Genomic DNA, 24,613 nt, shown 5'->3' with positions numbered 1-24,613 from the left:
TTGAGAATCTGTCTCATCGCGCTGCCGTGGTCCCTCCACAGGCACCCGTCCTCCGCCATTGGCGCGCTCTCGGCCTATCTCCGACAGCAGGAGCCCACGGTGACGGTGGAGTGTCGTTCCGCGTATCTCGACGTGGCCAACGCCATTGGCCTCGCGTGCTACGACCGCATCTCGCAGAACTCCTATGAGGTGGGGGAGATGCTGTACACCCCGTGCCTCTACCCGGAGCGGAAGTCCAAGGTCCGTGACTTCTTCGTGTCACGGATGGAGGGGATGGGGATTCCGCTCGACGGGCCGGACGGCATCCTGCCGCCCGCACTCTTCGGTGAGAAGCCCACCTGGGCCAGCGCCTACGACACGCTCTCCGAGCGGTTGGAGGCCCATCTTGATCGGCTCGCGGACGACCTTGCGGGGCGCTACGACGTGGTGGGCCTGACGACCTGCTTCGGGCAGCTCTTCGCCAACCTGGCGCTCTGCCAGCGCCTCAAGGCGCGCTCTCCGCGGACGAGGACCCTCCTGGGGGGGTCGACCATCTCCAATCTGGTGGGACCCTCGCTCCTGAAGGAGTTCGACTTCATCGACTACGTCATCCAGGGGGAGGGAGAGCAGCCGCTGCTCGCGCTCGTCCGGCAGCTCCAGGAGGGGCAGACGGAGATGCGGGGCATCAAGGGCATCATCGCCCAGGGCACGGCGGCCGAGCTGGCCGGAGGGGCGCCGCTCTGGGAGGTCCCCAACATCAACGCCCTCCCGCTGCCCGACTACGACGAGTACGCGGCGAAGGCGGAGCAGGGGAACCTCTTGTGGTTCCTCACCATCGAAGGCTCCCGAGGCTGTTGGTGGGACCGGGCCAAGCGCACCGGAAATCCCAAGGCCACCTGCTACTTCTGCAACCTCAACGTGCAGTGGAACGGCTACCGCGAGAAGAGCGCGGAGCGGGTCGTCACCGATATCCTCGCGCTCAACGAGCGCTATCACACCAACGTCCTCTTCTTCCTGGACAACATCATCCGCGCCAAGGGGCTGGAGGAGTTCGCCGACCGGGTCATCGACACCGGCAAGGACTTCGTCATCTTCTACGAGATGCGCGCCAGCGTCCGTCCCCATGAGCTGCTGAAGCTCTGGGAGGCGGGGGTGCGCTACGTCCAGTTCGGAATCGAAGGCCTCTCCAACGAGTTCCTGAAGCGGATTGGCAAGGGCACCTCGGTCATCGCCAACCTCCAGGCGATGAAGATCTGCCACGAGCTGGGCATCCTCAACAGCGCCAACCTCCTGACCGACTTCCCCGGGGCGACGCAGGAGGAGGTGACGGAGACGTGTCAGACCATCCTCGACTACGCGATGATCTTCACCCCGCTCAATCCGAACCGCTTCTGGTTGGGGCGCGGCGCGACCATCGACACCTTGAACAAGGAGTATGGCCTGCGGAACATCCGCAACGCCGACTTCTACCGCGTCGGCCTGCCGGAGGAGGTGTATCAGCGCATCTCGCTGCTCGACCTCTCCTACGACAGCCCCAGCGCGCCCGCGGACTGGAGCAGTGTCTATAACGCCTGTCAGTCGTGGAGCAGGTCCTACGCCGCCGCGCGGGAGACGCAGTACCGGCACCTGCTGACCTATCTCGACAGCGGCGACGCGATGCGCCTCTATGACACCCGGGGCGGGACGCTGAACAACATCGTGCTGCGCGGGCTCGAGCGCGACCTCTACATGGCGTGCATGGAGATCCAGCGCTGGGAGGACCTCCGCGAGGCCTTCATCGACAGCGGGCGCGCGAGCACGGAAGAGGTCTCCGCGCTCCTGGAGCGCTTCGTCGGGCAGCGCATCCTCTACCGCGAGGGCACGCGTCTGGAGGGCAGCCGCTTCCTGTCGCTGGCCCCCGCGTACACCCCGGAGATGGCGACGCGCCGCATCCGGCGGGCCCATGAGGCCTCGGAGAAGCGCCGCAAGAAGACCTCCGCCCCCCGGCCGGAGCAGCCGCAACAGGAGACACGTCCATGACCGCAGCCGTGAAGTCCTATTCTGACTTTGAAAGAGAAGTGGATCCGCACGTCGAGGCGCGGACCGAACCGCTCATCATCCAGTTCGGCTTCCCGGGCAGCGGCTCCACGTTTGTCTGGCAGGTGCTCAACTCCATCTTCGGCAACGTGAAGAAGACCCACAAGTGTCCCAAGTATCGCGCTGACGACCGGGTGGTCGTCACCATCCGAGACTTTCGAGACATCTTGTGTACGTATTTCAAGCGCGCCAATCTGCCTGTCACCAAGCAGAGCATCGACTTCCTGGTCAAGGAGCACGCGGAGGCGAACTCCTCGTTCAATGACCTGTATCAGGTCAGCGAGGCCTGGGCCGGCAAGGAGAACGCGCTCTGGCTGAGGTACGAGGACTTCGTCAACGACCACGACTACCTGTTCGGGCAGCTCGAGACGTTCTTCCGGATGAAGTTGACGCGGGAGCAGAAGGAGCAGGCCTCGAAGAACTTCTCCCTCGAGGCGAACAAGGAGCGCTCCGAGCGCGTCGCAGTGGTCTGCCGGAAGGAGGGCGGCGAGGGGTGGATCGACGACAAGTGGCAGGCCTATACGATTGATGGCATCAACGGGCTGCATGTCACGGGGGATGGATCGGTGGACAAGTGGCGCCGCATCATCCCGCCAGAGTGGCATGGTTACGTGAGCGAGCTGCTCGCGGAGCCGTTGAAGCGCTACGGATATCGGGTCGAGCCCTAACCTGGAAGTGTGCACGTCATGAAGCCATCGGCGCGAAGCGAAGAGATCCTGGCGTCCATCACCTCGGAGCTGAGCGTCGCGGAGCGGGCCGTGCTGGCGCGGGCTCTCCAGAAGAGCATCGCGCGGGCCGGCCTCCTGCTCGGGCACCTCTCGTTCGGTGTTCGGGAGCTCGCGCGCGCCATGGCCTTCTACGACGCGGCCCTCGCGCCCCTGGGCTACGCGCGGGTGTGGAACAGCGAGCGCTCCGCGGGCTACGGCCCGCCCGGAGAGGGGGATGTCCTGGCGCTGTTCGTACGGCCAGACACCTCGGCGCCCGGGCCCGGCTTTCACCTGGCCTTCAATGCGCCGAGCCGGGAGGCTGTCGACCAATTCCATGCCGCCTGTTTGAAGGCGGGGGGCACGGACCAGGGACCGCCCGGCCTGCGTCCGCAGTACAGCGATTCGTACTACGCCTGCTTCGTCACCGACCCGGACGGGTACAAGCTCGAAGCCGTCCACCAGCTCGGGTGAATGACTGACGAAGCGCGTCATCCAGACATCCCGTCCCAGTCAGACAGACGGCGAGAGGAAACAAGTCCGCGTCCAGTGCCGACAACTCCGGTGGCAGTGAATTCCAATCGCCACCCGAGAGAGAGCTGGCCATGTCCACGCGCATCGACCGAAACCCTCGCACGAACGTGGGGACGACCCAGAAGCAGGAGCCTGCGGCCCCTCCGGCCCGGAGCACCGCCGGTAACAGCGTCGCGGAGCGGTCGCGTTTGAAGGGCGCCGTGGATGCCTTTCAGGGGGCGCCGCTGACCCAGCGGGCGCTGGCCAGCCTGGGCAATCCGACGGCGACGGCGAACCAGGTCGTCGCGACGCCCCCTCCGGTGATGAGTCGCGCGGACGAAGAGTCGGCGAGACAGGCGCTCCAGGAGGCGACGAACCGCGAGGACCCGTCCTACATCACCGAGTGGCTGAAGGCCCATCCAGACCCCGCGCAGCAAGCGGCCTTCATGGACATGCTCTTCGAGTATGGCGCTCCGGCCGGCAACCTCCTCGACAAGGCGGGGGAGCTGAGCCCCGAGGACCAGCAGCTCCTCTCCGATGCGGTGGACGCGGCCTACCGCTCGGGCGCGCTCACGCTCGAGGAGTTGACGGAGGCGGTCGGCTCCCATGGGAACGGCTCGTGGGGCGGCGAGACGCACGAGGCGCTGGCGAAGATCATCGCCGGAACGGGGAACCCCGAGCTCATCAACGCCTATGTGGAGCGCGAGCTGGAGATCATGACGGCGAGCAACGCCGAGGACCCGGCGCGCGCCGTCGCCATCGCCACGGCCCTCGCGGGGCTTCCTCCGGACGAGCTTCAGGAGTTCCTGGAGCGCCACCCGGACGTCGTTCCGCTCGTGCTCAAGAACCTGGACGAGCCCATCGTCGTCGGCGGTGGGTCGGCGCTCGGCAAGCTCCTGGATGCGGCCAGCGCCATCCAACCTCCCACCGAGGAGTCCCTCCAGGTGTTCATGGACAGCATCGGGCACCTCGGCGAGAACTCCGACTCCCGCGCGGCGGCGGCCCGGTTCTTCACGCGCAACGCGGACGCGATTCTCTCCGCGGTGGGTGACGCCTCCGGGTCCATTGGCAGCCAGGGCGCGGGCAAGCTCTCCGAGTTCTTCACCCGGACCCTCTTCACGGAGCCCGAATTCGAGGGCCAGGAAGCGCTCCATACCTTCGTCACGTCGAAGCTGGGCGAGATGCTGGAGACGCTGGAGACGCAGGCCCAGGCCAATCCTCCCTCGCAGGACACTCAGCGCCTGGCCCGGGCCATGGGCAGCCTGGTGGGAGCCATTGAGGGCGGCTTCCTGCTCGCCGTCGAGGAGCTGGACAAGCGAAACGAGGCCGTCGAGGGGCTGGTGGGCCTGCTCTTCAAGCTCAAGGAGCTGCTCCCCAGCTCGAAGCTCCCCGGAGCCGGGAAGCTCCAGGACCTCACCATCGACCAGATTGAAAAGTGGGTCGTGGATGCGTTGAAGGAGCACGCGGACGACCCGAAGGACGCCATTCCCTTCCATCGCCTCTTCGGGGAGCAGATCTCCAATCCGCTCCTGCGCAGCATCTACGATGCCGCCCGGTTGACGTCCCTGGAGAACCGCGAGCTCGGATTGAACGACTGAGCCACGGTCCTGACAGTGTCTGGCCATGTCCTCCAGGTGTGCGGGCATGGCCAGACAAAGGCTGCGGGGTTCCTCCGGGTGCCGTGATGCGCTCCAGTCAACGCCAATAACATCCACAATCCGTCGCGCGTGGAGGTTGGGTTGCGCCTGTCCTTCTCGATTGGTTTATGTGCGGCCCCGTTTTACCGGTCCGTTCCGAGAAGCGGGTTTTCTGGAGGTTGTCGTGGTTTCTCAGCGTCATGTCTTGCGCGGTGTGGTGTTGTCGGTGGTGTCCCTGGTCCTGGCGTTCTCATCGGCGTGTGGTGGCGGGGCTCCTGAGTCCGTCGATGACGTGACGGAGCCTGTCCTGATGGAGGAGGCGTCTGTCGAGACGCAGTCACAGGAGCTCGGCGCGCCGTGCGATTTCTACAATTACTATCGGGATGAGACGCGCAACCCGGGCGGGGCCTACCGGTGCAGCAACAGTTGTCAGTGTGATGGCATGCGCACCTGCAGCCAGTGGGGGTGGTGCCAGGGCGCGGCGCGTCCCTCCGTGAGTTGCACCAGTCCCCAGTACCACTGGAATGAGGCCTGGAACGCGGGGGGCTCGAACCGCTGCTCCAACGCCTGCCAGTGTGATGGTCGTCGCACCTGCAGTTCCTCCGGTTGGTGCCAGGGGACCTCGCGCTAGCCGCAGCGAAGCGAGAGGTGCTGGACGGCGTGTCGTCGTCCAGCCGTTCGCTGGTTCGGTACCCAGCCCTGGAGGGCTGACGGGTGCTAACCGGTGAACAATTCGGGGTTGTCGAACGTTTTTTCAGGCTGCAAGTGGCCCACGTCACCTCCAGGTTGAGTGCCGCGTTGTCGCGCACATCTTCTGGTTCTGGCCCCCCACGCCTGTGCCTCCACGTTCCCCGGAATTCTCGAATGGTCAGTCCTCCGCAGAACTTCGACACCGGAATCCCCAGCTTCAACGTGCTCCTGGCGGGTGGGTTGCCCGCTCGCCAGTCCATCATCGTCACGGGCACGCCCGGCAGCGGCAAGACGGTGCTGTGCAGTCAGGTGGCCTTCGCTGCCGCGGCACGGGGCATGCCCGTCGTGGCGGTCACCGTCACGTCCGAGCCTCATGACAAGCTGGTGGAGGCGCTGTCCGGCTTCTCCTTCCACAATCCCGAGTTGCTGGGCGACAAGCTGTTCCTCATCAGCGCCTACTCGGCGCTGAAGCGGGGCGCCAAGGAGGCGAGGGAGCTGCTCCTCCAGACGGTGCGTGAGCGCGGCGCTCGCCTGCTCTTCATCGATGGCCTGCGCTCCATTCGCGACCTGTGGCAGGACGAGGCGCGGTTGCGGGAGTTCCTCTACGAGCTGGGCCTGGGCCTGGCGGCGCTCAACTGCATCGGCATGTTCACCACGGAGTATCCACTCCCGAGACTGATGGAGCTGCCGGAGGCCACCACCATGGACGGCATCGTGGCGGTGTCGGTCCAGTCCCAGGGGTCGCGCCGCCTGCGTCGGGTGGAGGTGGTGAAGCTGCGCGGTCGCCCGCACCTGCAGGGCGAGCACGTCATGCGCATCACCACGGAGGGCGTGGACTTCCTGCCTCGACTGGAGGCGACGCTGCCCGACGTTCCGGAAGCACCTCTGGACCAGGAGCGCAGGGGCTTCGGGCTTCCGGAGCTGGACTCCTTGATGTACGGCGGCTTTCCGTCCAACAGCGCCACGCTGATCGCCGGCAGCCTGGGCATTGGCAAGACGCTGCTGGCGTCGTACTTCGCGCTGGACGGCGCGCGCCATGGGGAGAAGTCGCTCTTCGTCTCCTTCTTCGACTCTCCCGAGCGCGTGATCTCCCGCGCGAAGCGGGTGGGGCTGGACATGCGGCCCGCGTACGAGTCGGGGATGCTGGAGATCATTCAGGAGCTGCCCGCGGAAGTCGAGGCGGACGTCCTCATCCGACGCATCATCCAGCGCATCGAGGAGCGCGGCGTGAAGCGCCTCGTCCTGGATGGACTGGCGGAGCTGGAGCACTCCATCATGGAGAGCGGGCGACGCCGCGCTTTCTTGTCGTCCCTGGCGCTGCGCCTGCGGCAATTGGGGGTGACGTCGTTGTTCACCCGCGAGGTCTCCAAGGTCGTGGGCACCGAGCTGGATTTCAGCGACTCGCCCGTGGCCATCCTGGCGGAGAACATCCTGCTCTTGCGCTTCGTGGAGCTGCACGGCCGCCTGCACCGCATCCTGTCCATCCTCAAGATGCGAGACAGCAAGTACGACAGCACCCTGCGCGAGTTCGAGGTGGCCGACTCTGGCCTGCGGGTGCTCGCCCCCATGCGTTCCTCTCAGGGCTTGCTCACGGGCCAGGCCCGTCCCGTGGGGACCACCATCGGCGGGAGTGAGACATGAGCCTGGTTCTCATCGCCGAGGATGAGGAGGCGCTCCTGGAAGTGTTCTCCGAGGTGCTGGAGGACCTGGGCCACCGCGTCGTGCGAGCGAGCAATGGCGAGGAGGCCCTGATGCTCGCGCGCACGGAGCCTCCGGACCTGGTCATCAGCGACCACATGATGCCCCGCCGCACGGGGATGCAGTTGTTCTACGCGATGCGCTCGGAGCCCGCCCTGGCGGACGTGCCTTTCGTGCTGCTCAGCGCGGCGCGACCACCCGGTCGTGAAGAGGCCGAGACGTTCCTGGCCAAGCCAGTGGACCTGGCCACCTTCGAGAAGACCGTCAGCGCCGCGCTGTCCCGTCACGACCGGGCCAGGGCGGACACGCCTCCTCCGCGTGATGTCGCCACCGCCTTGGGCGCGGCGCGCGAGGAGATGCTCAACTGGGTCGCGCACGAGCTGAAGACGCCGCTGAGCTCCGCGCGCCTCAACGTCCAGCTCCTGCTGCGCAAGCAGCTCAAGCGCGGCGCCTCCGAAGACGAGCAGCGCTCGGCCGAGTCGGTGATGAGGCAGCTCGATCAGATGAACGGGTTGGTGACGTCCATCCTGGACGCCTCGCAGCTGGCGGATGGAAGGCTGGAGCTCAAGCGCGCGCGCGCGCCGCTGGTTCCCTTCCTCCAGGAGGTCGTCCACGACTGGGCCGAGGCCCAGCCGGAAGTGGACTTCCGCCTGGAGGCGCAGGAGCCGCCGGAGCGAGTGTCCTTCGACGCGGAGCGGACGCGGCAGATCCTCAACAACCTGCTGTCCAATGCGGTGAAGTATCGCGGTGACTCACGCGAGGTGGACATCCGGACGGCGGTGGACCCGGGCGCGGTCCTCATCCATGTGCGAGACAAGGGCGTAGGAATCCCCGCCGCGGCGCTGCCCCACATCTTCGACCGCTTCCGGAGGGCGGACAGCCAACAAGGGCGGGGCCATGGACTGGGCCTGTTCATCGCCTCGTCGCTCGCGCGGCTTCATGGCGGCTCGCTGGCGGCCCGCTCCACGATGGGGGAGGGCTCCACCTTCACCCTCCGACTCCCCCTTCGTTCCTGAAGGGGGCCGGGACGTTGCCGGGCCCCCTCCCAGGGGCTACTGCTGACGGCCCTCGATGGCGCACATCAGGACCGCCGCGGCGATGCCGAGCCGCCGGTCCAACGCGTGTCGGTCGTCCATCGAGAAGTCGAGGTCGATCTTCTGGATGAACGGGTTGAACCGCTGGTGGAAGGCGAGGACCGGCGTCTCGCCCAGCTTCCCGGTGAAGGACTGGGGCACCAGGTTGGTGAGGAGGCGACGCACCAGCGCCAGCATGATGCTGTCCTCTTCAATCTTCCCCACCTCCTGGTCGTTCTCGTTCAGCACCAGCCACTGGTCTCGGAGGAGGGAGCGCAGGCCCTTGCGGCGCAGCGCGCCCACGCGCTCTCCGGAGACGGCGTCCGTCACGTCGTACGTCATGCCGAAGTCGAGGATGCCGCGCGCCTTGATGGTGAGCAGCTCCTCACGCATCTCCTCATCGCCGTAGATGCGCAGGTCCTCCTTCAGCTTGAAGGCCTTCATCTTCGAGTAGAACGCGAGGTTGCCTGCCTCGTCGTAGATGTGGAAGGCGCCGCCGAACAGCTTGAAGAACTTCCGGCGAATCATGTAGCGCGTCTGACCAAAACGGCCGTTGGCCAGCTGGCTGGGGGATCGGGTCTGCAGTGCCGAGGACATGGCCCCCCCATAGCAAAATCCGGGTCCGGTGGCCCAAGCCCACCGGGGTAGGGTGTGCGAGGACGCAACTCCCGGGCGTCTTTCTGAGAGAATCGATTATCCCGGAGGCCTGTTCTTGATCACCTCGATTCCTCGCCGCGCCGTCCCCACCACGACCCAGACGGACGCCGCGAAGGCGCCGGCGGCCGAAGCTCCCGTGACGCCTCCAGCCCCCGCGCCCTTCTTCCAGGACGGCTTGGACGCCGCCAGGCCCAGCCCCGTGAATCTCACGGGCTTCGGGACCAAGGCCGCGGTCGCGGATTCCTCGCGAGTGGCGGCTGACCCGATTTCCACGAGCGGCTCGGCGCCCGTCGGTCCGGAGTTGCTGCATCTGGACGAGGGCTGGACGCCCCAGGGCCAGGGGTACGACGCGAAGCGCGGTGAGGTGCTCACGACGTACTACTCCGACGACCACGATGTGTTGCTGTCCGTGCAGGACAAGAACTCGGGCAGTGAGTCGCTCCAGGTCCAGCTCGGTGGGACGGACCCCAAGCACCCAGAAGAGGGCAAGCCCACGCACGGCGGTGGTGTCTCGACGGAGGGCGACTTCGTGTACGTCTCCGACACCCGAGGCATCTACGTCTACACGCGCGAGGAGCTGGAGCGCGCGGCGAAGACGGGGACCGTGGCCCAGGCCTCCCAGGTGATGGAGGTCCCATTCCCCGAGGGCGTGAAGGACCCCGCCACCGGCATGGACCTGGTCTCCGCTGGCAGCTTCATGACGGTGAAGGACGGCTACGCGTACATCGGCAGCTACAGCAAGGATGGCGATGGCAAGGCGGGCGCTGTCTGGCGTTACGAGATTGACGAGAAGACAGGCTCTCTCATCGAGGACTCGCGCCAGGGCCCCATCCGTGCTCCAGACCGTGCACAGGGCATGACGGTGGTCGACGGCGCCTTGCTCTTCACCACGGGCGACCAGAAGCTCATCTACCAGCCGTTCGAGGCCAGCGCGGACTCCTTCACGGCCAACATCGACAACCGGGTGGACATCAGCAACGGGTTGATCGACCCCTACGCCCAGGGCGTGAACATCATCGATGGCGAGCTCTGGGTGACGTACGAGAGCGGCTCGGACAAGTACCGCGACAAGCTCAATCCCAAATACGAGCCGCGCGAGCACATCCAGCGCATCCCGTTGGAGGACCTGGACCTCGGCGCGGCCTGCGTCACGCCGGAGCAGCTCGACAGCTGAGTCCGTTGGCGTCCCGTGGCAAGTCATCGCGCCACGGGAGTCGAGACACCCTTTGGTTCAGGGTGTCTTGCGCATCCGATTCTTCTGGGAGCTGCCCGCCGCCATCGCCTTGCTCACGCGGGAATAGGCAGACACGTAGGGCTGAAGGACGGTGCGCGGCCAGCGCCCTGGAATCCACAGGTAGCTGAAGAGTGGATGCCTTCTCGCGCCCCTTCGCCGCTTCGTCTCGTACGCGCTGGGCCCGAGCCAGAGCTTCCGGGCGCCCAGCTCGTATGCACGCCGCAGCGGCTCGTAGAAGCCGAGGTTGAAGTACAGCGGCGTCTCCGAGGCACCCGCCTCGGCGCGACCGACCCGGTAGAACCACACCTCGTCGTGCTTCTGCAGCAGCAGGGAGAACCCGATGGGCTCGCCGCCCTGATAGCCCACCACGGCCTCGGCCTCGGGTGAGACGTGCTGCTGGAGGGCGGACCAGAACGCGGGCGGGTGGCGGAGGTGCTCGCTGCCGTACTTCGAGTACGTCACCTCGTAGAACCGCTCCAGCAACTCGGCCATCTCGCCCATTCGGGAGACGCGCTCGAACGTCACGCCCGCGTCCCGGACGTTCGCCATCTCCTTCTTGATGAACCTCCGGGCGTCGCTCTTGAACTGGCCCAGGTACGCGTCGAGGCTCTCTCCCGGCGGCACGTCGATGACGTTGTCGTCGTAGATGAAGACCTCTTGAAAGGACGCCGAGTTGAGCGCCTCTCGCAGCGCCGCGTCGTCTCCATCCACTCCGTAGAAGTAGAGGGGGAGTCGCTCACTCGTGGCCAGCTCACGCAGGCCCCGGAGGATGAGCTCCCGAGCCTGACGCGCGAGCTCCGGCGACTGGGGCGCGCAGATGATGCTGCTGCGCATGCTGAGCGGGCTGGTGACGAACACGCCTCCGTCGATGCCAGCCCCCGTGAGCTTCGCCAGCGAGTGGTAGAGGTCCGCCACCGTGACGGCCACCCGGCTCAAGCCACCCGCGTTGGCGAAGCCTCCCTTCCAGCTGCTGAAGAAGAACTTCTCCAGGGCGTAGGGCGTGTAGATGTTCTTGCTACGCGTGATGAAACACGGCGCCAGCGCGACGGGGACCTCGCCCTGGCTGACAATGGCATAACGAAGCGACAGCTCCCCCCGGACCATGAAGGGGAGGTCGACCGCGTCCAGCATCCGGAGCCAGCGCCGGCCGAAGAACACACTCGACTCGGACGTGAGGACGTCCAGCGCCTCGTCGCTCAGGTGGCTGACGGAGTCATGGAACTTCAGGGTAAGCGTCATGGCCGGAGGGCTTCGGATGCCGGGAGTCCGCTCAGCCGTTGAGGAGCTGGACGGGCGGGTTTCGCGTCGGTGAGGCGATGTAGCGCGCGAGGTTGGGGCGCTGGCTCATCCGCTCGAAGAACGAGCGCAGGCGCGGATAGCTGCTCTCCAGCACCTCCATGAGCCCGTTGTCGACGAGCAGCTCCAGGAAGCCGAAGATGCTGGTGTCCGCCACGCTCACCGTGGTGCCGACGAAGAAGCCGTCGCCGCTGCCGTTGTTCGAGAGCACCCGCTCGAAGTGACCGAGCCACTGGGGCAGCTCCTCGCCCAGGATGATGGGGAGCTGCTCGCCCAGCTGCTCAGGGCTGAGTGACGTCAGGCTGCGCGCGCGCGCGGTGACCTCCTCGACGCCCTCGATGATCATGTCGCAGGCGGCGCTCTCACGCGGGTTCGCGCCGTAGAGGCCCCGGGTGCGCGCGACGTGGCGCAGGATGGCCAGGCTCTGGACGACGCGGAAGCCGTCCGGCTCCTCCCACAAGGGCACCTTGTCGAAGGCCAGCTTTCCGGTGCGCTTCAGCTCCTCGAACGGAGGCGTCTTCTCCTTCGCCTTCACGTCGAACTTGCCCAGGTCGATGTCCTGATACTCCGTGCCAGACTCGGCAAGCGCGAGGCGGATCTTCTCCGCGACACCTCGACCCGTGAAATACGAAAGACGCGGCAATGATGATTGATCGCTCATACAGGGAACGCCGTTGAGAGGGACGGGCTGTATACTAGAGTAGGCGGACAATCCGGAAGGGGCAGACTTCCTTGACCGCCGTACCCGAGCCTCTGGAATTCACGATGTCCGTTTCACCCTCGCTTGTCCCGCTTGCTCCTGGAATGGCGCTGTGGCCCTGGGCCGCGCTGCGCGGCGCCGGTTTCCCAGCGGAGGATGTGCTCCGGCTCGCGGCTCCGACGGCCGCTGCCGCCGCCGAGACCTGGCTTGCGACGGGGGCTGATAAACCCGGTGACGCACTGCGCGCCGCGTTCGACGCGGACCTGCTGAACATCAGCGCCGCGCTGCGCTCGCTGGCGGGTGAAACACGACTTCGCGAGGCCCTCCTCTGGCAGAACCGCCATGCCTACAAGACGGGTGTCGAGCCGCTCGCGGCGCTGCCCGCCACGGCGCGCAACAGCAAGGCCCGGCAGCGCGAGCGCCTGGTTGCTTCCTACGTCCAGCGCTACGCCACGAAGAACGACACCATCGGCTTCTTCGGCCCGGTGGGCTGGGCGCGGCTGACGCAGTCGAGCGACGCGCTGCGGTTGCTCCCTGGACAGCAGCTCGTCTCGCGGCGCGCCGTCTACTTCGAGGCGTGGTGCATGGACACGCTCGGCGCCGCGCTGGCCCAGGACGCGTCGCTGCGCCGCTGGGCTCCGCCCCGGCTGTTGCCGTACTTCCGCCTGGACGGCCAGGTGCTTCACGGCCCCATGCCCGAGCCCGTGGAGCTGTTGCCGTCGCAGGCGGCGTTGCTCGCGCGGTGTGACGGCTCGGTCAGCGCCGCGGCCCTCGCTGAGACGCTCACGCGTGGCGCCGCGCCCTCCTTCACGAGCGTGGATGAGGTCTACGCCGCGCTGGACCAGGCGAGCGGCATGGGTGTCCTGGCCTGGGGCTGGGATGTGCCGCTGGTGGTGAGACCCGAGGTGGTGCTGCGCGGCGCGCTGATGGCGATTCCCGACGCGGAGGCCCGGGCTCGCGCGTTGGCTCCGCTGGAGCGGCTGGAGCACGCGCGTGCCGGCGTCGAGGCCGCGGCGGGCTCGCCCGAGGCGCTGGATGGAGCGCTCGCGGAGCTGGAGGGCGTGTTCAAGGAAGTGACGGGTGCGCTTCCCACGCGCGCGGCGGGGAAGACGTATGCCTCGCGGACGCTCATCTACGAGGACTGCGTGCGGGACGGCGAGCTGGAGCTGGGCGCGCCGCTGCTCGCGCGGCTCGGGCCCGTGCTGGAGCTGCTGCTGACGGGGGCTCGCTGGCTGGTGGGCGAGGTGACCCTTCGCACCGGCGTGGGGCTGGAGGCGCTGTTCGACAAGCTGTCCCAGGGCGGAGCGCCCGTGGAACTCACCACGCTGCAGCTCGCCTTCGTCCAGGCCATCCAGGACCCGGCGTCCTCGGGGGCCCTGATGCCCATCGACGAGATTGTCGCCGAGCACCGTCGGCGCTGGCGTGACCTCTTCGCCCTGGAACCGGGCGTCCGCCGTCAGACGCGGACCGTCGAGGCGCTGCGTCCCCTCGTGAGCGAGGCCTTCGTCACGCGCGGGGCAGGGTGGAAGCGCCGCTGGCATGCGTCACCGGACATGATGATCGACGCGGCGAGCGCCGAGGCCGTCCAAGCCGGCGACTACCAGCTCGTGCTGGGCGAGCTGCACCTGTGCAACAGCCTCTCCTCGCTCTTCGTGGAGCAGCACCCCGCGCCCGCGGAGCTGTTCGCGCTCGCGGAGCGGTGTGCCTCCGAGGCGGACATCATCCCGGTGTTCCCCAAGTCCGAGTGGAGCCAGCGGACGCTGCCGTGCCTGTTTCCTCGCGACAGCCTCCACTACCTCTCCGGGCAGGAGCCGTCGCCGAACCCGGGCGCGCGTGCACTGCGCGTGGGCGACCTGATGGTGGAGCGGCGTGACGGCGCGCTGGAGGTCGTCGACCGCGTGAGCGGGCGTCGCTTCGGGCTGATGGACTTCCTGGCCGTCTACCTGGAGCACCGCTGTGCGAGCGCCTTCGACCTGGCGCTGGGCGAGGACTACTCACCGCGACTGACGGTGGACGGGGTCATCGTCGCCCGCGAGCGGTGGAGCGTGCCCGCGGCAAGCCTGGGCTTCGCGAGTGTCACGGAGGCGCTGGAGCAGTGGCTGGAGGCGCGGCGCTGGCAGCGCGGACTCGGCATCCCTCGCTTCGCGTTCTTCAAGGTGGCGACGGAGCGCAAGCCCTGCTTCGTGGACTTCGACAGCCCGCTCCTGGTCGAGATGATGGCCAAGCTCGTGCGACGGGCGGTCGAAGATGCTCCGGCCTCGCGGGTCAGCTTCTCGGAGATGGTGCCGGACCCGGACCACCTCTGGCTCACGGATGCGGCGCGGCACCGGTACACGAGCGAGCTTCGCGTGGTCTGCGAGCTGTCTTGAGCCACTCCCACGCGGTCGACGTGGTTCACTTCTACCCATGAAGGAGCAGTACGGAATGAGCGTGCCCGAGCCGATTCCCGGCGGAGAGTTCCCTCCCGACATCAAGGCGCTGCACGGGGGGCTGTCCTCCACGGGCGCGAAGTTCCTGGAGTTCGCCGAGCGCGTCCCGGAGACCTTCGCACGGCACCACTTCCTGGCGAGCGAGGCCTCGCCACTCTTCCCCTATGAGCTGCATGCCTGGCCCACCTTCATCGACGGCGCCGCGGCGCGGACGATGCGGGAGATGGCGACGGGGCTGTGCCGACTCATCAAGCGCGCGCCACGGCGTCTGCTTGGGGACGCGGCTCGCGCGGCGGACTACTACGGGCTCCCGGAAGAGCGGGCCCGCCTGGCGCTGGACGCACTGGCGCGCACGGACGACGCGCGCGGGGCCATCAGCCGGGGTGACTTCATCCACGACGGCACGAACTTGAAGTGCCTGGAGTTCAACCTGACGGCGGGCGTCGGGGGCTGGGAGACGGCCATCCACGTCCAGCAGATCATGTCACAGCCAGCGATGCACCGCTTCGCCACCGAGCAGGGGCTGCGCATCCGCCAGCCCCGGACGCTGCGCGACTTCTTCGCCAACATCGTGGACTGCGTGCGCCGCGACACCGAGTGGGAGGGCGAGGTCAACATCGGCATCCTCTTCTCGCCGAGCACCCTTCCGCCGACGGCGCTCGCGGAGCAGGCGTGCCGACTCTTCACCGGTCAGCTCCTGGAAATCCTCCGGCCCGAGGGCGCGCGGGGCGAGGTCCTGATGACGACCTACGACGCGGTGAAGAGCGCCGAAGGACACCGCCTCACCACCCAGGGCAAGCGGCTGCACGCCGTCGTCGAATACGAAGCGAGGGATCGTCTCCTGATGGCGGGCCCGGAGTTCATCGCGAACGCCCAGTCCGCCATCTCCTCCCGCGCCCTCAGCCTCTTCAACGGTCCGGCGCAGGACGTGCTCGACGACAAGCGCAACCTCGCGCTCCTGTCGGAGCATGTGACGTCGTCGCTGCTGTCTCCCGAGGAGCAGGCGCTGGTGCGCACCCATGTGCCCTGGTCCCGACTTGTCGCGCGGACCCACGTCGAGCGGGGAGGAGAGCGCGTCTTCCTGCCCGAGCTGTTGGCCTCCCGGCGTGAGGAGCTGGTGCTCAAGGCGGGGCGGGACTACGGCGGCGCGTCGGTGCTGCTCGGGGCGTCGACGCCCGCTCCGGCGTGGGACGCGGCCGTGCGCAAGGCGCTCGATGGTGGCGGCTGGGTGGTGCAGGAGCGCGTGCGGCCCGCGCCCTTCCACTACCCGGGGCCCGAGGGCGTGGTGATGCCCCACATCGTCATCTGGGGCCTCTTCGTCCTCGGTGAGACCTACGGCGGCCACTCGCTGCGCCTGAGCCCCATGGGAGAGGGCACAGGCGTCGTCAATGTCTCGCAGGGCGCGATGTTCGCCGCCCTCATCGAGCTGGAGTGAGCCGCCGGTTCCGCGCTACTGCTCGCGGAACTCGCGACCGAGCGTCTGCTGCTTCCTCATCTTCTTCACCGCGCTCACGGCGATGGAGGGGATGAGGCGCGGGCCGATGCGGGCCAGCATGGACCAGGTCCACCACCAGTAGTTGGTCGCGATGGCGTCCTCGACCGTGTACACGCGGTGCCACCAGCCATAGGGCAGGTAGAGAATCTCTCCCGCCTCCAGGACGAAGTCGTAGTCCGGGACCTTGTCCGCGGGCAGCTGGTCCGGCTTGCCACCGTGCGGCGTCAGGTCATGCGAGCTCATCACCGACCAGGGGTGGCTGAGCTTCGCCGGGTTCAGCTCCGCGTCTCGTGACGGCGAATACAGCTGCCACTGCTTGCGGCCCACCATGACGGCGTGCAGGTTGTGCGCGCGGTCGAAGTGGAGCTGGGTGAAGGTGCCCTTCGGCCCCATGAAGAAGAGCTGCTCGGTGAGGCGCCGCTGCACGGCGTACTCGTCGAAGCGCACGTCGCGGTGCAGGGCGGGGAGGGTGCGGAACAAGTCGTTGCCGATGAGGTAGCCCGGCGTCTCCTCGCCATCCTTCACCTTCAGCGAGGCGACGTAGTCCTTCATCGTCATCTTCCGCACGCGGCCCACGCGCTCCACGTCTCCAGCGGGGCGGGCGTTGTAGCGCAGCCACTCCACGGGGACGCTCACGTCGCCGTATTGCTGCGTGAACCAGTCGAAGGACCACCGCTCGGCGGCGGGCCAGCCCTTCATGGCATCGGTGAAGATGATGGGCTTGTTGTTGGCTTCCAGGCCCTCATAGAAGGCCCGGCGGTTGTCGAGCGGCATGCGCTCGGGGGCCCGGGGCCCGACAGCCTTCTGGACGGTGGCGGTGCTCATGACTGCTCTCCTGGGTGGCGCGTCACGCCGCGTTTTCTTCGGCCTTGGCCGGGGGGCCATCGCGCTTCAGGCGCTCGAAGTTGTTGTCGATGCCGTGGCGCACGTCCGCCAGCATGTGGATCTCGAACTCCTGGAACGCGAACGACGGCCACGCGCGCAGCAGCGTCAGCAGCGTCTCGTGCGAGTCCGCGTTGACGATACAGAGCCCCATCTTCGGGAGGACGTAATAGGCACAGTCCATGGTGCCGTCCTGGAGGCGGGCTCCCACCCACTCGCGGACGGAGCGGTTGAGGGCGATGGGGTCGGGGGGCACGGGGCCCGACGTACGGTCCTTGACGTAGATGAGGTACTTCATCTGGGCAGCTCCTTGGGAAGAATCAGGGGGAAGGCGCGGGTCGCAGCTTCGCGAGGCTCCGGCGGAGGTTCTGCAACAGGCCGCGAGGCGTCTGCCGCAGGAAGAAGTGGTCCCCCAGGAAGGTCTGGGTGGAGAACGCTCCGGACGTGAGCTGACGCCACGCCTCCGTCGCGTCCTCGGGGACGTAGTCGTCGAAGCCCCGGAAGGCGGACAGCGGACAGGCCAGGGCGGGGCCCGGCTTCCACGTGTAGCCCTCGCACACCGCGGTGTCCGCGAGCAGGGTGGTGCGAATCAGCTTCAGCAGCTCTTCCGCCATGTCACCCGACACGGAGATGGCCTCGCCCATGCGCCGCGCCTCGGACGCGTCGATGTCGTGGGTAATCGCCGTGGGTGGGTGGGCCCGCAGCGTCTGGGGCGCGCGGTAGCTGGCGACGAAGAGGTGCAGCGGCGTGGGGAGCCCTCGCTCGCGCAGGGCCCGTGTCAGCTCGTAGGCGAGCAGCGCGCCCATGCTGTGACCGAAGAGGGCGAAGGGCTTGTCCCCATTCCGCGCCACCACCTCCACCAGGAAGTCGACGACCGCTGGCAGCTCGCGCAGCGGCGGCTCACGCAGGCGGTTCTCCCGGCCGGGGAGCTGCACCGGACAGACCTCGATGTCCTGCCCCAGCTCCGCCTGCCAGGTGCGGAACAGCGAGGCGCTGCCGCCCGCGTGGGGCAGACAGAACAGCCGCGTCCAGGCGGTCGGCTGAGGGACGTGGAAGGCCAGCCACTCCACCGCGGCCAGCGCGGAGGTCGACGACACCTGGGACGTCATGAGAGCACCTCGCGCCGGGCGACAGGGGCCTCGGCCTGCTGGACAGGCATGTCGATCAGCTTCTCGTACACGACGCGGTTGGCGGCCACCATGCGCGGCAGGCCGAACAGCTCCACCACGCGCTGCTGCCCGGCCTGGCCCATGTGCTTCGCGCGCTCGCGGTCCTCCAGCAGGGCGAGCTGCGCGTTGGCGAGTGACTCGACATCCACCTCGCGCGGCCCACCTGGTTCACCGGGCAGCACCGGAACGAGCATCCCCGTCTTCTCGTGCTCGACAATCTCGGCCGGGCCACCGGAGCGCGTCGCCACGAGGGGAAGGCCGGACGCCATGGCCTCGATGGCCGTGTAGCCGAAGGGCTCGTAGAGCGAGGGCACCAGCGCCAGGTCGGAGATTCGGTGCAGCAGGCCGAGCTGACGGCGCGGCAGCTTGCCCAGCAGCTTGATGCGATGGCGCAGGTGCGCGTAGCGCTTGCTCAACCCCTGGACCATCTGCGTGGACTCGCGCGAGTCGGTGCCGCCCGCGAGGAGGAAGCGCACCTCGGGCCGCTTCGCGAGCACGCGCTCGGCGGCGGCGAAGATGGCGGTGATGCCCTTCTGGGGATGCAGCCGGCCCGTGTAGAGGACGACGGGGTCATTGGGCGTGGCCACCGTGGCGCGCAGCCGGGCGTACTGCTCGGGCGTGTGCGAGGGTTGGAGGAACGGCCCCGCGTCCATGCCGCAGTGGATGGTGTGCAGCAGCGACGACGACAGGCCGTAGGTCTCCCGGATGAGCTCGCTCATGGACTCGCTCACCGAGATGACCGGCGTCGTCCCGTCGTAGAAGCTGCGCTCCTCCTCAAGAATCTCGGGGTCGGGCGTCTGGCCCCACCAGCGCTCGGCGGGTTCGGAGATGTAGTGGCTGGTGCCCAGCACGGGCACGCCAGCCTCTTGGCCGAGCACCCGCGCGGCGCGATGCGTGTGCCACTGGTGGAAGTGGATGAGGTCAGGCTGCTCCTCGCGGATGCGCTCTCGTCCATGGTGGATGAGGTCCTCGTTGAAGAGGCGGATGCCGCCCACGAGCGAGAGCTGCGCCGCCTGTGAGAGGCTGCCTCGGCTCGGCGGAACCATGTGCACGGTGAGCTGCGGCTCGCGAAGCACGGCCGGCTCGCCCGGCGTGTACGCCACGACGGTGACCTTGCATCCACCACGAGCCAACCCTCGGGCCAGTTCGTAGACGTAGGTGCCCACGCCTCCGGCCACGTTCGGGGTGTACTCCATGGCCAGGATGAGGACCTTCAGGGGTGTGGTGTTGGAGAGTGCCATCGGCTGTTTCTCGAAAGGGGTGTGGAGCGCGACTAGCGACTGACCGCGACCTCTTCGGGGGTGAGCTCCGTCAGCATCCTCAGCAGGGCTTCGACTTCCGGGTCATCGTGGCCGGGGCTCTGGCGCTGCTCGGCCACCAGTGACGCGAGGCGCGCGACCGTCGGCGCCTCGAACAGGGACTGCAACGGCACGGTGAATCCGAAGGTGTCTCGCAGCCGTCCCACCACCGTGGTGGCCAGCAGCGAGTGTCCACCCAGCGCGAAGAAGTCGTCGTTGAGGCCCACCGGGCGCACGCCCAGCACGTCCTCCCAGATGCGCGCCACCGTCCGTGCATCCGCGGTGTCGGGCGACACGTACTCCGTGGCCAGCGCGGGGCGCGTGTAGCCGGCGGACGCCGCCTCTTCGTGCTCCCGGGCCTCGGGTGCGCGCTCCGGCGAGAAGGACGCGGCCAGCGCGCGGTGCCCATCCGGAGACACCCAGTAGCGCTTGCGCTCGAAGGGATAGGTGGGCAGCGGCACGCGAAGGCGTCGCTCTCCACCGTGGAAGGCCTCCCAGTCCACGTCCACGCCCGCCATCCACACCTGTCCCAGCGCTCCCAGCAGCACGGCCGCGTCGGACTGCCGCGTGTCCGGGTGACGGAGCGAGGTGACGGTGGTGGGTACTTGCGGCAGCGCGCCGGGCTGCGCCGCGAAGGTGGACAGCGCGCGACCGGGACCGACCTCCAGCAACACCTGCGCGGGCCGCAGCAGGCCGAGCCCCGCGGCGAAGCGCACGGGCTGGCGCAGGTGACGGGCCCAGTAGCCCGGGTCCGTCGCCTCGGCGGCCGTCACCCAGGTGCCGGTGACGTTGGAGATGTAGGGCACCTGGGGCGCGGAGAGCTTGACCTTGCGCACGCGCTCGGTGAACGGCGCGAGGATGGGGTCCATCATCGCCGAGTGGAACGCGTGCGAGGTGTGCAGCTTGCGGCACTGGACGCCGCGCTGCTCGAGCCGGGCCTTCAGCGCATCCACCGCGTCTTCAGGACCGGCGACAACCGTGAGCGACGGCGCGTTCACCGCGGCCACGGACACCCGCGCGTCCAGCAAGGGCGCCAGCGCCTCGTGCGAGAGCACGACCGAGAGCATGGTCCCCGGCGGCAGCTCCTGCATGAGCTTCCCGCGCGCGGCCACCAGCGCCAGCGCATCCGGCAGGCTGAAGACGCCCGCGAGGCACGCGGCCACGTACTCACCGATGCTGTGGCCGATCATCGCCTCGGGCTTCACGCCCCAGCTCATCCACAGCTTCGCCAGCGCGTACTCGATGGTGAAGAGGGCGGGCTGGGCCAGCCGCGTCTGCTGCAGCTGACGCTGGGCTTCCTCGGCGCGCTCGGCGGTGGGGAAGAGGACGTCGCGCAGGTTCAGGCCCAGCTCGGGGGCGAGCCGGGTGGCGCAGTCGTCCACCACCGCGCGGAAGGTGCGCTCGCTCTCGTAGAGGCCCTGGGCCATTCCCGCGTACTGCGCGCCCTGGCCGGGGAACATGAACACGGTGGAGCGGCTCGTGCGCTCCTCGGCGACGGAGAGGTGCCGCGTGGGGTCGACCAGGGCCGCGAGCGCGTCCTCTCGTCCCTGACAGACGATGGCGCGACGCTGCGTGTGGCGACGCCTGCCCACTTGGAGCGTGTACGCCGCGTCCGCGGGCTCCAGGACCGGGTTCGCGCGGAGGTGCTCCGCCAGCCGCTGCGCCTGCGCCGTGAGCGCGGTGGAGGTGCGCGCGGAGAGGAGCAGGACCTGGTGCGCGCGAGTCGCCCGGACGGGGGCGCGAGCTGGCGGCTCCTCCAGGATGACGTGGGCGTTGGTGCCGCCCATGCCGAAGCTGCTCACTCCAGCGCGCCGTGGACCGTGGGCCGAGGCCTTCCACTCGCGCAGCGCGGTGTTGACGTAGAAGGGGCTGTCGTCCCAGGGGATGTTGGGGTTGGGCGTCTCGAAGTTGAGGCTGGGCGTCAGCTTGCGGTGCTTGAGCGACAGCGCCGCCTTGATGAGCCCCGCCACGCCCGCCGCCGCATCCAGATGGCCCACGTTGGGCTTGAGCGAGCCGATGGCACACGTGCGCGGTCCCGCCGCTTCGTCACCGAAGGCCCGGGTGAGGGCCTGCACTTCAATCGGGTCTCCCAGCGCGGTGCCAGTGCCGTGAGCCTCCACGTAGCCGATGCTCGCGGCGGAGACGCCCGCGCTGCCCAGGGCCTCGGAGATGACGGCGGCTTGTCCCTCGACGCCCGGCGCGGTGTAGCCCACGCGCGCGGCGCCGTCGTTGTTCACCGCGGAGCCCTTGATGACGGCGTAGATGGGGCTGCCATCCGCCAGCGCGTCCTCCAGCCGCTTGAGCGCCACCACGCCCGCGCCGCTGCCGAAGACAATGCCCTTCGCTTGCGCGTCGAAGGTGCGACATCGACCGTCCGGCGAGAGGATTCCACCTTCCATGAAGCGGTAGCCGCCCTGGAGCTGGAGGTTGATGGACACGCCACCCGCGAGCGCCACGTCGCACTCATGGTTGAGCAGGCTCTGGCAGGCGACGTGGACCGCCACGAGCGACGTGGAGCACGCGCTCTCCACGGTGAAGCTGGGGCCTCGCAAATCCAACTTGTAGGAGACCCGCGTGGTGAGGAAGCTGCCCGCGTTGCCCAGGTTGAGCTGGAGCGGATCCGCGGTGCGCAACAGCTCCGAGTTCCCCATCAGGTTGAGCAGCAGGTACGTGCTCAGCGCCTGGCCGCCGAAGACACCCACCAGGACGTCCTGGGGAGGCGCTCCCTGGCCCGAGTCCTCCAGCGCCTCCAGCGCGCACTCCAGGAAGAGGCGCTGCTGCGGGTCCATCACCTCCGCCTCGCGTGGCGTGTAGCCGAAGAAGGCCGCGTCGAAACCGGTGACGTCCTCCAGCCTCGAGGCCACCTTGATGAAGTGAGGATCCTTGAGCACCTCCGGGGGCAGGCCCGCCTTCAGGACCGCCTCGTCCGTGAGGGGCTCGATGGCCTCCACGCCATCGCACAGGTTGCGCCACAGCTCATCGAGGCTGCGCGCGCCCGGGAAGCGTCCGGCCATGCCGGTGATTGCGATCTCCACGCCCGTGTTGCCTTCAGACACGCTGATTCCTCCCCCTCAATGACCCGACTGACGGCGCTGCTGAATCTGCTCCCGGCGCCGCGCCCCACGGCTCCGCCGGTCGCTGGTGGTCGTCGTCGGGGCCTGCTCCTGCCCGCGAGTCAGCAACCGCGCCATGGAGCTCAGCGTGGGGTTCTCGAAGAGCGCCACCACGGGCACCTCCGTGCCGAAGCGACGCTTCACCTCGTTGATGACCTTGAGGCCGATCAGCGAGTTGCCGCCCAGCTCGAAGAAGTTCTCGTGCAGCGACACGTTGTCCACGCCCAGGAAGCGCCGCCAGATGTCCGCCAGCTCGCGCTCCGCCTCGTCCATGGTGGCGATGACCGCGCGCTCCACCGGGGCCGAGTCATCCGTCTGGGCCGGGCCCATCAGGTCCTGGAGGAACGAGGCGCTGCGCGCCATCGCCGCCCGCAGGTCCTGCGTGGACACCACGACGTGCGTGGGCATCTGCGAGAGGACGCGCTCGAACACGTCCACGCCCTCGGTGGGCGACAGGGCGTGGGCGAGCATCGCCTCGCGCAGCGCGCTGGCTCCGTCGGGAAGCTGCGTGGTGACGGCCTGGCCCACCTCGCGCCAGGTATCCCAGCCGAGGGAGACCACCGGCAGTCCGCCCGTCGCCGAGGCCTGATGGGCGAAGGCGTCCTGGAAGGCGCACGCGGCGCAGTGGTCGATCTGCCCGGGCTCGGCGGTGAACGCGGTGCGGGACGAGCAGAGCATCAGGAAGTCGAGCGACATGCCGCTCAAGAGCTCGCTCAGCACCCACGTGCCCTGCAGCTTCGGGCGCAGGACGTCCTCCACCGCCTTCCGGGTGCGAAGCTGCGCCAGCCCGCCCGCCGGAACACCCGCGGCATGGATGACGCCATGGAGGGCGCCAAAGGTCTCTCGCGTGCGGCGCAGCACCTCCGCCATCTGCCCGGAGTCGCCCACGTCCGCCTGGAGCACCAGGACCTCGGACCCGAGCGCCTCCAGCACGAGGACCTTGCGAATGCGCTGGCTCACCACATCCTGCTTGTCGTGCGTCGCGAGCCACGCATCCCACGCGGCACGCTCTGGCATCGCGCGGTGGCCCACCAGCACCAGCCGGGCCTGAACCTTCCGCGCGAGGAACTCCGCGAGCACCAGGCCGATGCCACCCAGGCCGCCGGTGATGAGGTACGTGCCCCCGGCGCGCAGCCGCTTCGGAGCATCCGCCTCGGCGGGCGTGAGGCGCGCGGACTCGAGCGCCTGCTCCCAGCGCTGGGCTCCTCGCAGCGCCACCGCGCCGTTGGAGGAGGCCGCGCACACTTCGCCCGCCAGCCGCGCCGCCAGCGCCTGGAGGTCCTTCGTTCCTTCGGGCAGCTCCACGTCGATGGTGCGACACGTGAGGCCGGGTACCTCGTGGGGCAGCACGCGACATGCGCCCAGCAGCGTCGCCTTCGAGGGCGCGAGCGCCTCGTGTCCGCTGACGGCCTGCACACCCGTGGAGACCACGGTGAGGTGCACCTGTCCCGGTGCCCCCTGACCGCCCAGCGCCTGCGCCAGGAAGAGGAGGCTGAAGAACCCGGTGTCCTGTGCGCGCTCGATGCCGGCCAGTCCCGTGCTTCCGGCCTCCGTGCTCCACAGGTGGATGATGCGCTCGGGCTTCGTCCCGTCCTCGGCGAGCGCGGCCATCAGCGACGCGTAGGTGTCCGCGCGGGCCGGGTTCACTTCGTAGTCTCCGTCCTCCAGGCGGCGGAAGTCGGAGCCCTGCTTCACGCGGGTGACGCGGCCACCGGTCTCCATGAGCCGCGCGGCCAGCGCGTCACCCAGGCCTCGCTCATCGACGAAGAGGAGCCAGTGTCCCAGCGTGGCGGCGGGCGGACGCGGGGCCAGCGTCCGCTTCCACGACGGCAGATAGAACCAGTCGGAGGCGTCCTTGCGCCGGGCGAGCGAGGCTTCCACGCTCACCGTCGCAGTCACCGGCTTCGGGTCCAGCCAGTGCCGCTTGCGCTCGAAGGGGTAGGTGGGGAGCACCACGCGACGACGCTTCT

At 68.4% G+C, this 24,613-nt stretch carries 19 protein-coding genes; 10 read left to right on the top strand and 9 right to left on the bottom strand.

Features of this window, described 5'->3' with window-relative positions; all coding sequences use genetic code 11:
• From ACN469_RS11120 to ACN469_RS11090, 7 genes are all read left to right on the top strand, one after another.
• Entirely contained in the window at positions 1–1,998 is a 1,998-nt protein-coding gene (locus ACN469_RS11120) for a RiPP maturation radical SAM C-methyltransferase (protein ID WP_498766960.1), read from the top strand.
• Positions 1,995–2,723: a hypothetical protein gene (locus ACN469_RS11115; RefSeq protein ID WP_498766958.1), complete on the top strand. Its 729-nt coding sequence runs from the start codon at positions 1,995–1,997 to the stop codon at positions 2,721–2,723. The genes ACN469_RS11120 and ACN469_RS11115 overlap by 4 nt, the downstream gene beginning before the upstream one ends.
• A gap of 18 nt (positions 2,724–2,741) precedes the next feature.
• On the top strand, positions 2,742–3,233 hold the full coding sequence (locus ACN469_RS11110) for a VOC family protein (protein ID WP_498766956.1): 492 nt from the start codon (positions 2,742–2,744) through the stop codon (positions 3,231–3,233).
• Between the two features lie 131 nt (positions 3,234–3,364).
• Positions 3,365–4,870 carry a hypothetical protein gene (locus ACN469_RS11105; protein WP_498766954.1) on the top strand — a complete coding sequence of 502 codons (1,506 nt, stop codon included), beginning with the start codon at positions 3,365–3,367 and terminating at the stop codon, positions 4,868–4,870.
• A 223-nt stretch (positions 4,871–5,093) separates the two neighbouring features.
• On the top strand, positions 5,094–5,540 hold the full coding sequence (locus ACN469_RS11100) for a hypothetical protein (protein ID WP_498766953.1): 447 nt from the start codon (positions 5,094–5,096) through the stop codon (positions 5,538–5,540).
• A 233-nt stretch (positions 5,541–5,773) separates the two neighbouring features.
• Positions 5,774–7,240, top strand: coding sequence for an ATPase domain-containing protein (locus ACN469_RS11095; protein ID WP_498766951.1), 1,467 nt, complete (start codon positions 5,774–5,776; stop codon positions 7,238–7,240).
• On the top strand, positions 7,237–8,313 hold the full coding sequence (locus ACN469_RS11090; protein ID WP_498766949.1) for an ATP-binding response regulator: 1,077 nt from the start codon (positions 7,237–7,239) through the stop codon (positions 8,311–8,313). The genes ACN469_RS11095 and ACN469_RS11090 overlap by 4 nt, the downstream gene beginning before the upstream one ends.
• 36 nt (positions 8,314–8,349) lie before the next feature.
• Here the strand turns inward: ACN469_RS11090 and ACN469_RS11085 are convergent, their stop codons facing one another.
• Positions 8,350–8,967 carry an LURP-one-related family protein gene (locus ACN469_RS11085; RefSeq protein WP_498766947.1) on the bottom strand — a complete coding sequence of 206 codons (618 nt, stop codon included), beginning with the start codon at positions 8,965–8,967 and terminating at the stop codon, positions 8,350–8,352.
• A 115-nt stretch (positions 8,968–9,082) separates the two neighbouring features.
• Here ACN469_RS11085 and ACN469_RS11080 point away from each other — a divergent pair, with 115 nt between their 5' ends.
• A complete protein-coding gene (locus ACN469_RS11080) occupies positions 9,083–10,201 on the top strand; it encodes a hypothetical protein (RefSeq protein WP_498766945.1) in 1,119 nt (372 codons plus the stop codon).
• A 57-nt stretch (positions 10,202–10,258) separates the two neighbouring features.
• Here the strand turns inward: ACN469_RS11080 and ACN469_RS11075 are convergent, their stop codons facing one another.
• Together ACN469_RS11075 and ACN469_RS11070 are read right to left on the bottom strand one after the other, a co-directional pair.
• On the bottom strand, positions 10,259–11,500 hold the full coding sequence (locus ACN469_RS11075; RefSeq protein ID WP_498766943.1) for a GNAT family N-acetyltransferase: 1,242 nt from the start codon (positions 11,498–11,500) through the stop codon (positions 10,259–10,261).
• Between the two features lie 31 nt (positions 11,501–11,531).
• Entirely contained in the window at positions 11,532–12,218 is a 687-nt protein-coding gene (locus ACN469_RS11070; protein WP_498766941.1) for a glutathione S-transferase, read from the bottom strand.
• A gap of 104 nt (positions 12,219–12,322) precedes the next feature.
• Here ACN469_RS11070 and ACN469_RS11065 point away from each other — a divergent pair, with 104 nt between their 5' ends.
• Positions 12,323–14,626, top strand: coding sequence for a lantibiotic dehydratase (locus ACN469_RS11065; protein WP_498766939.1), 2,304 nt, complete (start codon positions 12,323–12,325; stop codon positions 14,624–14,626).
• 55 nt (positions 14,627–14,681) lie between these two features.
• The gene (locus ACN469_RS11060) at positions 14,682–16,121 is read left to right on the top strand and encodes a hypothetical protein (RefSeq protein WP_498766937.1); all 1,440 of its coding nucleotides are present in this window, start codon (positions 14,682–14,684) and stop codon (positions 16,119–16,121) included.
• 15 nt (positions 16,122–16,136) lie between these two features.
• Here the strand turns inward: ACN469_RS11060 and ACN469_RS11055 are convergent, their stop codons facing one another.
• The 6 genes from ACN469_RS11055 to ACN469_RS11030 form a co-directional block, all read right to left on the bottom strand.
• Positions 16,137–17,006 carry a cupin-like domain-containing protein gene (locus ACN469_RS11055; protein WP_498766935.1) on the bottom strand — a complete coding sequence of 290 codons (870 nt, stop codon included), beginning with the start codon at positions 17,004–17,006 and terminating at the stop codon, positions 16,137–16,139.
• Positions 17,007–17,028: 22 nt separating this feature from the next.
• Positions 17,029–17,361, bottom strand: coding sequence for a hypothetical protein (locus ACN469_RS11050; RefSeq protein WP_498766933.1), 333 nt, complete (start codon positions 17,359–17,361; stop codon positions 17,029–17,031).
• A 22-nt stretch (positions 17,362–17,383) separates the two neighbouring features.
• Positions 17,384–18,172, bottom strand: a complete 789-nt coding sequence (locus tag ACN469_RS11045) for a thioesterase II family protein (protein ID WP_498766931.1) — start codon at positions 18,170–18,172, stop codon at positions 17,384–17,386.
• The gene (locus tag ACN469_RS11040) at positions 18,169–19,473 is read right to left on the bottom strand and encodes a glycosyltransferase family 4 protein (RefSeq protein ID WP_498766929.1); all 1,305 of its coding nucleotides are present in this window, start codon (positions 19,471–19,473) and stop codon (positions 18,169–18,171) included. Before ACN469_RS11040 ends, ACN469_RS11045 begins: the two co-directional genes overlap by 4 nt.
• A 32-nt stretch (positions 19,474–19,505) precedes the next feature.
• Positions 19,506–22,586: a type I polyketide synthase gene (locus ACN469_RS11035; RefSeq protein WP_498766927.1), complete on the bottom strand. Its 3,081-nt coding sequence runs from the start codon at positions 22,584–22,586 to the stop codon at positions 19,506–19,508.
• Between the two features lie 15 nt (positions 22,587–22,601).
• On the bottom strand, positions 22,602–24,613 hold a 2,012-nt coding region (locus ACN469_RS11030), incomplete at its 5' end, for an SDR family NAD(P)-dependent oxidoreductase (RefSeq protein WP_498766925.1).

The sequence above is a fragment of the Corallococcus terminator genome (assembly GCF_049194865.1).
Lineage (GTDB): Bacteria > Myxococcota > Myxococcia > Myxococcales > Myxococcaceae > Myxococcus > Myxococcus terminator_A.
The sequence above is the reverse complement of the archived record's forward strand: the minus strand, read 5'-3'. Positions and strand labels throughout refer to the sequence as shown.

Coding starts and splice junctions, on each gene's coding strand:
- ACN469_RS11110 (WP_498766956.1), top strand. CDS start 2,742: ATGAAGCCATCGGCGCGAAGCGAAGAGATCCTGGCGTCCATCACCTCG.
- ACN469_RS11050 (WP_498766933.1), bottom strand. CDS start 17,361: ATGAAGTACCTCATCTACGTCAAGGACCGTACGTCGGGCCCCGTGCCC.
- ACN469_RS11095 (WP_498766951.1), top strand. CDS start 5,774: ATGGTCAGTCCTCCGCAGAACTTCGACACCGGAATCCCCAGCTTCAAC.
- ACN469_RS11055 (WP_498766935.1), bottom strand. CDS start 17,006: ATGAGCACCGCCACCGTCCAGAAGGCTGTCGGGCCCCGGGCCCCCGAG.
- ACN469_RS11045 (WP_498766931.1), bottom strand. CDS start 18,172: ATGACGTCCCAGGTGTCGTCGACCTCCGCGCTGGCCGCGGTGGAGTGG.
- ACN469_RS11070 (WP_498766941.1), bottom strand. CDS start 12,218: ATGAGCGATCAATCATCATTGCCGCGTCTTTCGTATTTCACGGGTCGA.
- ACN469_RS11085 (WP_498766947.1), bottom strand. CDS start 8,967: ATGTCCTCGGCACTGCAGACCCGATCCCCCAGCCAGCTGGCCAACGGC.
- ACN469_RS11105 (WP_498766954.1), top strand. CDS start 3,365: ATGTCCACGCGCATCGACCGAAACCCTCGCACGAACGTGGGGACGACC.
- ACN469_RS11060 (WP_498766937.1), top strand. CDS start 14,682: ATGAGCGTGCCCGAGCCGATTCCCGGCGGAGAGTTCCCTCCCGACATC.
- ACN469_RS11040 (WP_498766929.1), bottom strand. CDS start 19,473: ATGGCACTCTCCAACACCACACCCCTGAAGGTCCTCATCCTGGCCATG.
- ACN469_RS11115 (WP_498766958.1), top strand. CDS start 1,995: ATGACCGCAGCCGTGAAGTCCTATTCTGACTTTGAAAGAGAAGTGGAT.
- ACN469_RS11065 (WP_498766939.1), top strand. CDS start 12,323: ATGTCCGTTTCACCCTCGCTTGTCCCGCTTGCTCCTGGAATGGCGCTG.
- ACN469_RS11075 (WP_498766943.1), bottom strand. CDS start 11,500: ATGACGCTTACCCTGAAGTTCCATGACTCCGTCAGCCACCTGAGCGAC.
- ACN469_RS11090 (WP_498766949.1), top strand. CDS start 7,237: ATGAGCCTGGTTCTCATCGCCGAGGATGAGGAGGCGCTCCTGGAAGTG.